We start from the raw sequence: 13,618 nt of genomic DNA, 5'->3' as shown, positions 1-13,618 counted from the left end.
AGGGGAGGGCCGCATGAGCCGTCATACGCTGTCCGTTTTGGTGGAGAACAAGCCGGGTGTCCTGGCCCGGGTCGCGGCGCTGTTCAGCCGCCGCGGGTTCAACATCGACTCGCTGGCCGTCGGGCCGACCGAGCACGACGACATCTCGCGGATGACCATCGTGGTCAACGTGGAGGAGCTCCCGCTGGAGCAGGTGACCAAGCAGCTCAACAAGCTGGTCAACGTCCTCAAGATCGTGGAGCTGGACAACAGCCAGTCGGTGCAGCGCGAGCTGATGCTGATCAAGGTCAGGACCGACGCCGAGAGCCGGTCGCACGTCCTGGAGCTGGTCAACCTGTTCCGCGCCCGCTGCGTCGACGTCGCCCCGGACGCGGTGACGATCGAGGTCACCGGCACGACGGACAAGCTGGAGGCGTTCGTCAGGGTGCTGGAGCCGTATGGCATAAAGGAGCTCGTGCAGTCGGGCATGGTGGCCATCGGCCGCGGCGCCCGTTCCATCACCGACCGCTCGCTGCGGGCACTCGACCGCATCGCCTAGCCGTACGGCCCGCACGGCCGTACGCGATGTCGAGCACCCCGAGCGAGCGCGACCAACCGATTCCGAAAGGCAAGCATGTGACTGAGATCTTCTACGACGACGACGCCGACCTGTCGGTCATCCAGGGGCGGCACGTGGCCGTCCTGGGGTACGGCAGCCAGGGGCACGCCCACGCCCTGAGCCTGCGCGACTCCGGCGTGGACGTCCGGGTCGGCCTGCCCGAGGGCTCCAAGAGCAGGGAGAAGGCCGAGGCCGACGGTCTTCGCGTGCTGTCGCCTTCGGAGGCCGTCGAAGAGGCCGACCTGACGATGATCCTCGCGCCGGACCACATCCAGCGGCACCTCTACGCGGAGCACGTCCAGCCGAACCTCGTCGAGGGTGACGCGCTGTTCTTCGGCCACGGCCTCAACATCCGGTACGGCCTGATCGAGGCGCCGGAGGGCGTGGACGTCGCGATGGTGGCGCCCAAGGGCCCCGGCCACCTCGTCCGCCGCCAGTACGCCGCGGGCCGCGGCGTGCCCTGTCTCGTCGCCGTCGAGCGCGACGCCACGGGCAACGCCTGGCCGCTGGTCCTGTCGTACGCCAAGGGCATCGGCGGCACCCGCGCCGGCGCGCTGAAGACGACCTTCACCGAGGAGACCGAGACCGACCTGTTCGGCGAGCAGGCCGTGCTCTGCGGCGGCGTGTCGGAGCTGATCAAGGCCGGGTTCGAGACGCTGATCGAGGCGGGCTACCAGCCCGAGGTCGCCTACTTCGAGTGCCTCCACGAGATGAAGCTGATCGTGGACCTGATGTACGAGGGCGGCATCTCCAAGATGTACTGGTCGGTCTCCGACACCGCCGAGTACGGCGGCTACACCCGTGGCCCGCGCGTGGTCAACGCCGAGACCAAGAAGGAGATGCGCCGCATCCTGGACGAGGTCCAGGACGGCCGCTTCGCCCGCGAGCTGGTCGAGGAGTTCGACTCCGGCCAGGGCAACTTCAACAAGTACCGCGAGGAACTGGCCGGACATCCGATCGAGCAGACCGGCGCCAAGCTCCGCCCGATGATGAGCTGGCTCAAGGAGAAGTAGTCCATAGCAGGCTGCTCCAGATCGATCATCATTACCGGCTCCGCCGCCCTTCAGCAGGGGACGGAGCCGGTGGTGTCTGATCAGCCGCGTGTACGGCTCAGCAGCCCACGGGTTTGAGCCAGGAGCACTCCAGGCCGCCGGTCGGCGGGGCTCCCATGAGGATCACCGCGGCCCCGTCCACGGGGGCCGACCGCCTGAACTGGGCGAGCCGTACGGCGATCCGGTCCTCCAGGTCCTTGGGCGGATCCTCCGACAGGAAGTTGTTCGCCAGGATCGAGAAGACCAGCGGCTCGCCGTCGGCGCTTCTCACGTAGCCCGACAGCGCGGTGACGCCGGTGAGCGTGCCGGTCTTGGCGTGAACGTTGCCCGCCGCCGGAGTGTCGCGCATCCTGCTGCGGAGGGTGCCTCCGGTGATCCGGTCGGGGTCGCCCGCGACGGGCAGCGAGCCGTACCACGTCCTGAACCACGGCTTGCTCCGCAGGGCGACCAGCAGTGACGTGAGGCCCGCGGGCGTGAGGCCGTCGGCGCGGGAGAGTCCGGAGCCGTCCCGGAGCCGCAGCGTATCGACGCCGTTGGCCCTGGCGAACGCCTCGGTGACGGCCAGCCCGGCGGCCCAGGTGCCCTGCCCGGAGACCTTGCGCCCCATCGTCTTGGTCAGGATCTCGGCGTGCATGTTGTTGCTCAGCTTCATGAACGGCACCAGCAGGCGGCTCAGCGGGATGGACTCGTGGGTGGCCAGCGCCGTCGCCCCTTCCGGCGCGGCCCCGCGCACGGTCGGGCCAAGGACGCGGACGCCGTGGTTCGCCAGGCGCTCGCGGAACAGCGACGCCGCGTAGAGCGTGGGGTCCCACACCGACATCCACTCGTCGTGGCGGTCGGCCACGGTCCCCGTGACCACGATCGTGTTGGTGCCGTGTTCCCGATTGACCTTCACGTCGGTGCTCGTGCCGGTGACCGCCCTGTTCACGATCTTCACGTAGTCGGTCTCCGGCGTGACGGACACCTCGGCACGGCCGCCCTGGGTGTCGCCCGGTGTCACCGTGACCTTCACCGATCCGGCGTCGTAGTCGGTGTCGGGTGACGCGGTCAGCGCCGAGATCTGGCCCGCGTAGTTGTACGGCTCGTCGTCCCAGGTCCAGTCGGCGCCGAGCCGTACGTCGTCGAACCAGGTGTCGTCGGCGACCAGACGTCCCCTGACCACGGTGATCCCTTCCGCGGCGACCTTGGCGGCCAGCGCGTCGTAGTCGGCGGCGAGCATGGTCGGATCGCCCGTGCCCTTCAGGACCAGGTCGCCGGTGACCCTCGCCCCAGACCTCGCCCCGGACCTCGACGTGGCGAGGACCTGGGTGCGGAACCGGTGGTCCGGCCCCAGCGTCTCCACGGCGGCCGCCGAGGTGAGCAGCTTGTTGTTGGAGGCGGGCGTGAACAGCTTGTCCGCGTCCACGGCGTACAGGTCCTCGCCGGTCGCGGCGCTCTTCACGACCACGCCCACGCGCGCGGCCGTGAGGCGGGGATCGCTGAGGATCTGGTCGATATCGTGAGTGAGGTCGGCGACGCCGGGCGCGGCGTCGCGAGCGCCGGCCGGAATGCCAGGGCCCGCGACTCCCGCCACCAACACCGCGCCGGCCAGCATGATCGGAATTCTTCGTGATAACCGCACTGTCGGCTCCCGGATGAGCTTCCGGATGAGTGGCATGCCGCGAGCGTGGCTCGCGGCGGCGCATCACAACGGAAATTTGCGCATTTGTCCGGTATACCCAGAGGAACCCCGCCTGGCCGCGCGCGGCGTCAGGACACCACGCTCAGGCGGGTACCGAGATCAGGAGCGCGAGGCCGCGGTGAGGCGGGTGCCGAGATCAGGAGCGCAGGGCCGCGCTCAGGCGGAGGCCGAAATCAGGAACGCGCAGTCGCCGAAGGACACCTCGTCGCCGGCCCGCACCCGCGCGGGGCCGACCAGGCGCCAGCCGTTCAGCCTCGTCCCGTTCATCGAGCCCAGATCGACGAGCAGCCAGGAGTCGTTCTCGCGCCGCAGCTCGGCGTGGACTCTGGAGACCGTGAGGTCCGCCAGCACAAGGTCGCACGCCGAGCCCCGGCCCACGACGTAGCGGATCCGGCTGTCGACCGGCAGCGCCAGCCGGGGGAGGCGCGGTCGGCGCCAGGCGGTCTCGATCCGGCTGGTGAGGTCGGACACCGAGGCGACGGCCTCGGTGATCCGCCTGCGCCAGCGCCCGCGATGCGGGAGATCGGAGATCAGCTCGTCCAGCTCGCTGCGGCTACGCGCGCGCAGCGCCATGTCGACTCGGCCGACGAAGGTGTCCATCGACAGGCGCCCCTCGGCGGCGCGGTCGCGGAGCTCGTTGAGGGCGCGCTCGCGATCCCCGTCCGAGGCGCGAACCGGGGGAGAGCTCATGATTGGAGTATCCGACGGAGTAACGCGAGGTGTCCAGAAGACCATCGCATTCCCTCCCTTTTCCGGACCTTGCCGGTCCCGCGAGGGTCCTGTTCTTTACGATTCTCCGCCTAATCGCGCCGCCGGTCCGCTCCCCACTACGAGTTCCTAGTGCTTGCCGAAGTCCTGCGTCCAGTACGGCCCGCCGGCCTTGACGTATCCCACACCGATGTCGGTGTAGGCGCAGTTGAGGATGTTCTGCCGGTGCCCTGGGCTGTTCATCCAGCCCTGGACGACGGAGGCCGCGGTGCCGTAGCCCTTGGCGATGTTCTCCCCGAGTGCCTTCCAGGAGGTGTAGCCGGCCGCCTCGATGCGGTCCTTCATCGTGCGGCCGTCCGCGGAGGTGTGGTCGAAGTAGTTCTTGGCGGACATGTCGGCCGAGTGGCCGTAGGCCGCGGCGCGGAGCTTGGCCTCGTGCTTCAGCGGGCCGCAGCCGGCCTTCGCCCGCTCGACGTTGGTGAGGCGCACCACCTCGTTCTCCAGTGCCGTGCCGACGCCGCTCTTCGCCGTCGCCGCCGTGTCGCAGGTCAGGCGGATGGCCTTCGACTTCGACGTGTGGCCGTGGTAGTCGGTGGCGACGGTGTAGAACGTGCCGCCGGCGCAGCGGAGGTTCAGCGTGACCCGCCCGTTCTGGACCGCCTTGGCGCCGCTCTTCACGACCCGGTCGGGGCCCGGCTGGGCCTTCCAGACGCGGACGCGGAACGTCGCCTTGCCAATGCAGCCGGCCCGGGACCCGGCGGCGTTGATCTTCCCGTCAGAGGCGACGTACGGCTTGGCCGCGGCGACGCGGCAGACCGCGTTCTGCGTCTTTACCTGGCTCTCGACCTGGCTCTCGGCCAGGGCCGGGACGGTGGGGGCACCGATCGCCGCGAGGCTCCCGAGGCACAGGACAGCTCCGAGTGCTCTGTTCACGATCTCTCCTCCAGGGGGGTTGGGACGCTGGATGGAAATCGTCATTATGGTCCGCCTGGACATCAAATGTCCGAATAAATCACTCTTTGCTCGTAAAGATCTACCTTCACTTCAGCCTCACCAGTCACACCCGCAACAGATTCATGTTGCCGAGGGCATACTGAGTATGCATACTCAGTATCCATGTCCATCCGACACGGCCTGCTCGCCCTCCTGAGTCAGGGCCCGAGGTACGGCTACCAGCTCCGGTCCGAGTTCGAGGCGTCCACAGGGGCGACCTGGCCGCTGAACATCGGCCAGGTCTACACGACGCTGTCGCGCATGGAGCGGGACGGCCTCGTGGCTCCGGGGGAGCAGGACGAGCAGGGCCGTGTCGTGTACGCCATCACCCCGAAGGGCCAGGCCGAGCTCGACCAGTGGTTCGCCACGCCCGTCGCGCAGGCGGACCGGCCGCGTGACGAACTGGTCATCAAGCTGGCGATGGCCGTCACCGCGCCCGGCGTCGACGTCGCGCGGGTGGTCCAGGCCCAGCGCTCCGCCACGATGCGGACCCTGCAGGAGCTCACCAAGGTCAAGCGCGGCGTGGACGCCCGGAACGACACGGCCCGGCGGCTGGTCCTCGACTCGATGATCTTCCAGGCCGAGGCCGAGCAGCGCTGGCTCGACCACTGCGAGGCAGTCCTCGCCGCCTCATCCCACCCCACCCCCCAGGAGACCAAGTGACCGAGCGCGACCCGTCCGCCCGTCCGGATCAGTCCAGACCGGACGCCTCACCTGGAACCGGTCCCGCCTGGCCCGCTGAGGGTTCGTCCGGTACGGCGGACGCGTCCGTCGTCCGCCTGCGTGACGTGACCCGCGTCCATGGAGAGGGCGAGCATGCCGTACACGCCCTGAAGGAGGTGAGCCTGGACGTCGCAGCGGGGGAACTGGTCGCGGTGATGGGCCCGTCCGGGTCCGGCAAGTCCACCCTGCTCAACCTGGCCGGGGGGCTCGATCGGCCGACCAGCGGTTCCGTTGTGGTGGAGGGGACCGCGCTGGGCGGCCTGACGCCGAAGCGACTAGCGGCATTGCGACGCAGGAGCGTGGGCTACGTCTTCCAGGACCTCAATCTGATCCCGTCGCTGACCGTGGCCGAGAACGTCGCCCTGCCGCGCGAGCTGGACGGAGCGGGCGCCCGCCAGGCGCGAGGCGAGGCGGCGGAGGTGCTCGGCGAGGTGGGCCTGACCCAGGTCGCCGACCGCTTTCCCGATGAGATCTCGGGCGGCCAGCAGCAGCGTGTGGCCATCGCCAGGGCCCTGATCGGGGACCGGCGGCTGCTGCTGGCCGACGAGCCCACCGGCGCTCTCGACACCCCCACCGGTGACGGGATCCTGAAGCTGCTCCGAGAGCGGTGTGACACCGGAATCGCGGTGCTGCTCGTCACTCACGAGCCGCGGTACGCCGCGTACGCCGACCGAGTCGTGTTCCTCCGCGATGGCCGGATCACCGATACGGCCGAGGCGATGGTGACCGCTCGATGAGTGCCATCCGCGCGGCTGTGCGCATTTCCCGGCGCGACGCCTGGCGGGCCAAGGGCCGCAGCGCTCTCATCATGGTCATGATCGGCCTGCCCGTTCTCCTGATCACGGTGGCCGCGACCCTCGTGGCCACGCGAGACCTCGACCCGAGTGAGCGGCTCCCCTTCAAGTTGGGCGCCGCGGACGCCACGGTGACCGATCTGGGGCTGGCGGCCCCGATCAGGCAGAGCGCTACGGAGCCGGAGTGGTTCAGGCAGGATCGGGATGCTGTCAGGCCGCCGCTGACCAGGGCCGAAGTCGAGGCGGTGTTCGGCGCGGGCACGCGAGCGATCCCGATGGTCGAGGACTTCCAGGAGTATCGGAACGCTGACGGCTATGAGGACGTGTGGATAGATGAGATCGACTGCCGTGATCCGATGGCCTCGGGCATGTTCCATCTGCGGCAGGGGCGATTTCCGCAAGCCGCCGACGAAGTCGCGGTGAGCGTCCCCGTCGGGGTGGGCGTGGGTGCCGTCCTACGCGTGACCCGCGACGACACGCCCAAGCGTGTCGTGGGCGTCGTGGTGGGTCCCCCTCCTCTCCTGGAGTACGGCCGGCAGATCATCGCGCTCCCCGGAACACTGCTGAAAGGCGCCGGCGGGGGAAACCGGAGAACCACATGGCTGGTCGACACCCCAGGGCCTGTCACCTGGGAACAGGTTCGTCACGCGAACCGGAGCGGCCTGTCGGTGCTGTCGCGGGCCGTCGTGCAGGATCCGCCACCGGAGGGTGACTCACCGGACGACGCCATCGGAGAGCGGGCCCCACGCCAGGCCTATATCGCGGAAACAGCCGCGCTCACCGCCACGATCGTCACCTTGGAGGTCGTCCTGCTCGCCGGTCCGGCCTTCGCCGTGGGGTTGCGGCGGCGCCGTCGGGAGTTGGCGCTCATCGCAGCTCAGGGCGGCTCCGGGGACCACCTGAAGCTGATCGTGGTCTCCGACGGGCTGGTCCTGGGGGCCGGCGCCGCGATCCTCGGCGCTGTCCTCGGAGTGGGGGTCGCCCGCATCATCGTCGCTGTTCTCGGCCAGTGGCCCGATGGCGAGATGGGGCCGTTCGACGTCCCCGTCGGACAGGTCGTCACGGTCGTCGCCCTCGGGATCCTGAGTGGTGTGATCGCCGCGGTGGTTCCCGCGATCCAGGCGGCACGAGCTGACGTGGTCGCGGCACTGGCCGGGCGGCGGGGGCAGATGCGCGACCGGGCGGGGTGGCCCCTGCTCGGGGCGCTCCTGGTGGCCGTGGGCCTCGCGGTCACCGCGTACGGCGTCTGGCACGGGCAGAACGCCATCCTGGCCGGTGCCGTACTCGGGGAACTCGGGCTTGTCGCCCTGACACCTCGGTTGATCAGTGTGATCGGGCTGCTGGGGACACGGTTTCCGCTGTGGCTCCGGCTGGCGGCCCGCGACGCCTCCCGCAACCGAGGTCGTACGGCTCCCGCTGTCGCGGCCGTGCTGGCCGCTGCGGCCGGGTTCAGCATGGTTGCGGTTGTCACGGTCAGCGATCACGCGCGAGTTCGGCAGTCCTACAAGGGATCCTTCAGAATGGACACGACCGCGGTCTACGGTGACGATGTCACCGCCGAGTCGTGGCGCAAGATCCGGCCGATAGTCGACAAGGCGCTGCCCGGGGTATCGCTGGTCGAGGTCCGGGCGGTGGTCGACGGCAAGGGCAGGCACCTGGATCCCACCCTGCTGGACGGAAACTGTGAGGGGTGCGTCACCTTCGGCGGCTCCTTGGGTGCTCTCCCGGTGGGTGGTCCGGATCTGCTGCGTTACCTGCTCGGGCGTACGGACGCCGGGGCTGAGAAGGCGCTCGCAGAGGGCAGGGCGGTCGTCTTCAATCCCGCCGCGGTGCGGCAGGGCAAGGTGCGAGTTCAGTTGACGGCCCGAACCGTAAGCGACGATGGTGAATTGCCTCCCATCTCCCTGCCGGCGGTAGCCGTGACGGTGGACCGGCCAACGGAGGCCGCCGGAGTCGCGCCGCTGGCCGCGTTCACCTCGCTCGGCTACTCGCTAAAGCTGACCCACCTCATCGTGGATCCGGCGGTCAAGCGGCTGACCCCGGCGGACGAACAACGGCTCAGCGGGCCGGTGCGGGCGGTCACATCCAAGGTCGCGGTGACGCTGGAGCGCGGATACCGCGCGGACGGCAACTGGGCGCTTCTGGTGTTCGCGATCGTGGCATCCGCCATCGTGCTCGGCGCGACCTTCACCGCCACCGGGCTCGCGGCAGCCGATTCCCGTCCAGATCTGGAGACGTTGTCCGCGATCGGGGCACAGCCCCGGACTCGCCGGCTTGTGGTGGCCGGTCAGGCCGCCATCATCTCGGGCATGGGCGTCCCGGCGGGCCTGGCTATCGGGCTGGTGCCGGGCATCGCCTTCGCCGTAGAGACTATGACCCGCCTCCGTTTGCTGGGGCCGGAGGTAGCGCCCAACGGCTACCGCTATCCGCCTTTCGCCATCAGCGTCGGCGTACCGTGGCCACTGCTCGGCCTGGTGGCCTTGGGGCTGCCGCTGTTGGCCGCGCTGGTCTCCGGGGCAGTCACCAGGTCGCGCCTTCCCAGGCCACGCCGTCTCGTATGAGCCGCCCAGGCGGAGCGGTTCAGTTGAGGGCCCCGGGGTCCAGGAATTCGTGCATGATCACGGCCAAGGGGGGCCGGCTCAGCGCTCCGGCAGTGCGGGGCTGGGAGCCGGCGCTTCGGGGGCTTTCTCCTCCGGGGCGCCGGCCTCGGCCAGGCGGCCGGCGGTGAGGTCGTACTTCAGCGTCATCAGGATGCCCGCGATGGTGATCAGAGCGGGGACGACGGTGAGCCCGATGATGACGGCGGTGTACGCGCTGTCCGGCTGGGTCACGGGGTGCTCCGGGTCGGAGGAGATGAAGCCGCCCAGGGCGAGCACCGCGCCGTAGATGGTCGCGCCGAAGGCCGCCACCGCGCTCTCGGCCGCCGTCCAGAGGCCGGTGAAGACGCCGCCGCGGCGCTCGCCGCTCAGGGCTCCGTCATGGGCGATCACGTCGGCCAGCATGGAGAACTGGAGGAGCTGCTGGCCCGCGTACCCGATCCCTACCACCATCACCGCGACGTGAGCGTAGAGCGAGCCGAGCGCGGGGGTCGCGACGGCCAGCACGGCTCCGGCCGTGAACAGCACTCCGGAGAGGATCATCGCCCCGCGCTTGTCGATCCTGCGGGCCAGCCACACCCACAGCGGCATGGTGACGAGCATGGGCCCGACGAGGGCCGCGAAGAGGGTGCTCGTGGCCTTGGTGTCGTTCAGCGTGTAGGCGGCGAAGTAGGGCGCACCCGCCAGCATCACGCCCGCGGCGAGGGTCTGGGCCGTGCTGAGGCCGAGGAGCCACATGAACGGCCTGCTCGTCCGGGCCGCCACGAGCTGCGACCGCAGGGTCCCTTCGGACTGGTTCTGGCCGGTGAACGGCGCGCGGGCCGTGCCGAAGAAGGACCCCAGCATGGCGGTGAGGAGGATGGCGGCGAAGATGAGACCCATCTGGCGGTAGCCGTCCACCGAGTTGCCCGCGATGGCCGGGGCGGCGATCCCGCTCATCGCCACCGCTATCGCGATGAAGATCATCCTCCACTGCAGGAGCGAGGTCCGCTCGTGATAGTCGGTGGTCATCTCGGCGGGCATGGCCTTGTACGGCACCTCGTACAGGGCGTATCCGGTGGCCGCCGCCAGGAACGTCACACCCACGAAGACCGCGGCGGGCACGCCCTTGAGCGGCGGCCCGATGAACATCAGGGCGAACGACACGGGCAGCACGACGGCCCCCGCGAGCAGCCACGGGCGGCGCGGCCCCCAGCGGGAGGTGGTGCGGTCCGACCACTGCCCGACCAGGGGGTTGATGATCAGATCCCACGCCTTGGGGAAGAACAGCACGACCCCCGCGAGACCGGCCGGCACGGCCAGGACGTTCGTCATGTAGTAGAGCAGCAGCAGGCCCGGGATGGCCGAGAAGTTGGCGGTGCAGAAGGAGCCGACGGCGTATCCGAGGCGCGTGCCGAGGGACACAGGGGAGGGGTGTGGCGTCGCCGCCGCGGAGACCATGGCGACATTCAAGCCGAGCAAGCGCCCGACCGGAAGCCTCCCCGTCCGCCGGATCCGCCACCGCCTCGCCGTACGTCGCCGCCGGCCGCTAGTCCGTCACGTCGGCGCAGACCACGTGGGCGCCGAGCTCGATCATCCGGCGTTCCGTGTGGGTGTCGGCCACCCGCGCCATGAGGACCGGGGCCTCGCTGGCCGCGAGCTGCGGCAGCCGGGCCCGGACTCCGCGGTGCAGGTCCCTCACGATGTCCTCGGCGGCGGGGGTGTGGACCTTGACATGCAGCATGATCCCGGACGACCCCGAGACGGTGCGCGCCTCAGAGATCCACACATGGTGCACGAGAGGTAGACCGCGCAGCAGTTCGCCGATCGCCACCCGGAGGGCGGGCAGGATCGGGTGGTTGGTCCTGCGGTAGCCGGGATCGACCACCTGCATGGCGCCGGACAGGTGCTGCCGTGGCGCGGGAATCCATGGGGGCGAGACCGGAGCCGGAGCGGGCGTGGGGGCCGGGACGGGCGCGCTCTGCGCCACATGATGCGTGCGGGTCACGGTCGCCATCGCGCCCGTGGCGTACGCCGAGGGCACAGCGGATCCCATGGCCGACAGCGCGGGTGCGGGGCCGCTGCGCGTCGACTGAAGGTAGCGCTGGAGGTCCTCGATCGGCACGGCTGCCGCGGCCGGGCCGGCCGCGTCGATGACGATTTCACGGACGCCGGTGACGCGCTGGATGTCGAGGATCGTGTCGGCGTCGCAGATCGACAGCGAGTGGCTGCCGCGGTGCCGCGCGTAGGTGGCGGGGCCCGTGTACCCGAGAAGCACGCGCTCGCCGCTCTGGGTCGTGCCGAGCACGACGGAGCGGTCGGGCCGGACGGCGACCAGGATCCCCCACTCCGCGAGAGCCGCGAGTAGTTGCTGGGGGCCGCCGTGCCGCGCGAGCACTTCGCCGAGAGAGGGGTTCCCGATGCTCATAGGCTGAACGATAGGTAGAAAACCATGGCTTAAACAGGCTAATCGTGAAGATTAGGTGCGATCAATACCAAGATGGCGGCTGTGCGGATGGGACCGGTCCAGGTTGGGTAAACGGACCCCCTAGTGCCCGCAGTGAGCCGGCCTCATGCCTCCCCAGCGTCACAGCGGCAACACCATCCGTGGATTCGGTGCGGGTTCCGTCTCGGATGGCGGATCGCTCGTGAGGGCTTTCACAAGGGCCGGATAGACTCGCGCCTGTCCGTGCGTCGCACATCTCGAAGGACTGACCAGTGACCAAGCCCGTCGTACTTGTCGCAGAAGAGCTCTCCGATGCGGGTCTCGCCGTGCTCGGCGCGGACTTCGAGGTCCGTCACACCGACGGCGCCGACCGGTCCCAGCTGCTGCCGGCACTCGCCGACGTGGACGCCCTGATCGTCCGCAGTGCCACCCAGGTGGACGCCGAGGCCGTCGCCGCCGCGCCGAAGCTGCGCGTCGTCGCCCGCGCGGGCGTCGGGCTCGACAACGTCGACGTCGAGGCCGCCACCAAGGCCGGCGTCATGGTCGTGAACGCCCCGACCTCGAACATCACCAGCGCCGCCGAGCACACCGTCGCCCTCATCCTGGCCAGCGCCCGCAACGTGGCCCAGGGACATGCCGCGCTCAAGGGCGGCGAGTGGAAGCGCTCGAAGTACACCGGCGTCGAGCTCGACGAGAAGGTCGTCGGCATCCTCGGCCTCGGCAAGATCGGCCAGCTCGTGGCCCAGCGGCTGCAGCCGTTCGGTGTCGAGCTCATCGCCTACGACCCCTACCTGCAGCCGGCGCGAGCCGCCCAGATGGGCGTGAAGCTCGTCTCGCTGGAGGAGGTCCTCCAGCAGGCCGACTTCATCACGGTCCACCTGCCGAAGTCGAAGGAGACCGTCGGTCTCATCGGCGACCGCGAGCTGCACATGGTCAAGCCGTCCGTCCGTCTGATCAACGTCGCCCGCGGCGGCATCATCGACGAGAACGCGCTCTACTCCGCCCTCAAGGAGGGCCGCGTCGCGGGCGCCGGCATCGACGTGTTCGCCAAGGAGCCGTGCACCGACAGCCCGCTGTTCGAGCTCGACCAGGTCGTGGTGACGCCGCACCTCGGCGCCTCGACGCACGAGGCCCAGGAGAAGGCCGGCACCCAGGTCGCCCGCAGCGTGAAGCTGGCGCTCGCCGGCGAGTTCGTGCCCGACGCGGTGAACGTCCAGGGCGGCGCGGTCGCCGAGGACGTCAAGCCGGGCCTGCCGCTCACCGAGAAGCTCGGGCGCATCTTCACCGCACTCGCGGGCGAGGTCGCCACCCGCCTCGACGTGGACGTCCGCGGCGAGATCGCCTCCCACGACGTGCGGGTGCTGGAGCTGGCCGCGCTCAAGGGCGTCTTCACCGACGTCGTCGAGGACGCGGTGACCTACGTCAACGCCCCGCTGCTCGCCAAGGACCGCGGCACCGTGGTCGAGCTGGTGACCAGCTCGGAGAGCCCGGACTGGCGCAACGTCATCACCGTCCGCGGTGTCCTGGCCGACGGCCGTACGGTCTCGGTCTCGGGCACGCTGTCCGGCCCCCGGCAGATCATGAAGATCGTCGAGGTCAACGGCTTCGCGATGGAGATCGAGCCCACCGACCACCTGGCGTTCTTCACCTACGCCGACCGGCCCGGCATCGTCGGCATCGTCGGCCGCCTGCTCGGCGAGCACAGCGTGAACATCGCGTCCATGCAGGTCTCGCGGAACGTGAAGGGCGGCAAGGCCCTCATCGCGCTCACCGTCGACTCGGCCATCACGAGCGACATCATCGAGCAGATCGCGGGGGAGATCGGCGCCGACAGCGGCCGTACGGTCGACCTGGAGGACTGAGTCTCTGAGGACGGGGTCCCTGTCTCTGAGGACGGGGTCCCTGGAGATCGGGTCCGTGACGGGTGACCCTGCTGTCGAGCCCCGGACCGGCGCGCATCCGCGCCGGCCCGGGGCTTCCGCGTTTGGAGAGGGCCGTGACCGACTGCTGGCGCGTCTCAAGAACTGAGATACTAGGTCGTCCTACG

At 69.8% G+C, this 13,618-nt stretch carries 11 protein-coding genes; 6 read left to right on the top strand and 5 right to left on the bottom strand.

Annotated features, from left to right (window positions below):
• The first annotated feature begins 13 nt into the window (after positions 1–13).
• Both ilvN and ilvC read left to right on the top strand, forming a co-directional pair.
• The gene (gene ilvN, locus ABH927_RS18295; RefSeq protein ID WP_370023041.1) at positions 14–538 is read left to right on the top strand and encodes an acetolactate synthase small subunit; all 525 of its coding nucleotides are present in this window, start codon (positions 14–16) and stop codon (positions 536–538) included.
• 26 nt (positions 539–564) lie between these two features.
• Positions 565–1,611, top strand: coding sequence for a ketol-acid reductoisomerase (gene ilvC, locus ABH927_RS18290; protein WP_370023039.1), 1,047 nt, complete (start codon positions 565–567; stop codon positions 1,609–1,611).
• A gap of 97 nt (positions 1,612–1,708) precedes the next feature.
• Here the strand turns inward: ilvC and dacB are convergent, their stop codons facing one another.
• The 3 genes from dacB to ABH927_RS18275 all read right to left on the bottom strand — a co-directional run bounded on the left by dacB (position 1,709) and on the right by ABH927_RS18275 (position 4,972).
• On the bottom strand, positions 1,709–3,244 hold the full coding sequence (dacB, locus tag ABH927_RS18285) for a D-alanyl-D-alanine carboxypeptidase/D-alanyl-D-alanine-endopeptidase (RefSeq protein ID WP_370023037.1): 1,536 nt from the start codon (positions 3,242–3,244) through the stop codon (positions 1,709–1,711).
• A gap of 243 nt (positions 3,245–3,487) precedes the next feature.
• Complete coding sequence (locus tag ABH927_RS18280; RefSeq protein WP_370023035.1) at positions 3,488–4,021, bottom strand: FHA domain-containing protein; 534 nt, start codon at positions 4,019–4,021, stop codon at positions 3,488–3,490.
• A 147-nt stretch (positions 4,022–4,168) separates the two neighbouring features.
• Positions 4,169–4,972, bottom strand: a complete 804-nt coding sequence (locus ABH927_RS18275; RefSeq protein ID WP_370023033.1) for a CAP domain-containing protein — start codon at positions 4,970–4,972, stop codon at positions 4,169–4,171.
• Positions 4,973–5,155: 183 nt separating this feature from the next.
• On the opposite strand from ABH927_RS18275, the gene ABH927_RS18270 reads away from it, so the two are divergent.
• From ABH927_RS18270 to ABH927_RS18260, 3 genes are all read left to right on the top strand, one after another.
• On the top strand, positions 5,156–5,695 hold the full coding sequence (locus tag ABH927_RS18270; RefSeq protein ID WP_370023031.1) for a PadR family transcriptional regulator: 540 nt from the start codon (positions 5,156–5,158) through the stop codon (positions 5,693–5,695).
• Positions 5,696–5,811: 116 nt separating this feature from the next.
• Positions 5,812–6,492, top strand: coding sequence for an ABC transporter ATP-binding protein (locus ABH927_RS18265; RefSeq protein ID WP_370023338.1), 681 nt, complete (start codon positions 5,812–5,814; stop codon positions 6,490–6,492).
• On the top strand, positions 6,489–9,110 hold the full coding sequence (locus ABH927_RS18260) for an FtsX-like permease family protein (protein WP_370023030.1): 2,622 nt from the start codon (positions 6,489–6,491) through the stop codon (positions 9,108–9,110). Before ABH927_RS18265 ends, ABH927_RS18260 begins: the two co-directional genes overlap by 4 nt.
• A gap of 78 nt (positions 9,111–9,188) precedes the next feature.
• On the opposite strand, the gene ABH927_RS18255 is transcribed toward ABH927_RS18260, so the two are convergent.
• Together ABH927_RS18255 and ABH927_RS18250 are read right to left on the bottom strand one after the other, a co-directional pair.
• Positions 9,189–10,607 (bottom strand): MFS transporter, encoded by a 1,419-nt coding sequence (locus ABH927_RS18255; RefSeq protein WP_370023028.1) that lies wholly within the window; start codon positions 10,605–10,607, stop codon positions 9,189–9,191.
• 67 nt (positions 10,608–10,674) lie between these two features.
• Positions 10,675–11,553, bottom strand: coding sequence for a hypothetical protein (locus ABH927_RS18250; RefSeq protein WP_370023026.1), 879 nt, complete (start codon positions 11,551–11,553; stop codon positions 10,675–10,677).
• 290 nt (positions 11,554–11,843) lie between these two features.
• On the opposite strand from ABH927_RS18250, the gene serA reads away from it, so the two are divergent.
• A complete protein-coding gene (gene serA, locus ABH927_RS18245) occupies positions 11,844–13,433 on the top strand; it encodes a phosphoglycerate dehydrogenase (RefSeq protein WP_370023025.1) in 1,590 nt (529 codons plus the stop codon).
• Positions 13,434–13,618 lie beyond the last annotated feature (185 nt).

The organism is Planotetraspora sp. GP83, from assembly GCF_041262585.1.
Lineage (GTDB): Bacteria > Actinomycetota > Actinomycetes > Streptosporangiales > Streptosporangiaceae > JAOEGB01.
Note: the sequence above shows the minus strand (reverse complement) of the source record. Positions and strands in the feature narration are given on the sequence as shown.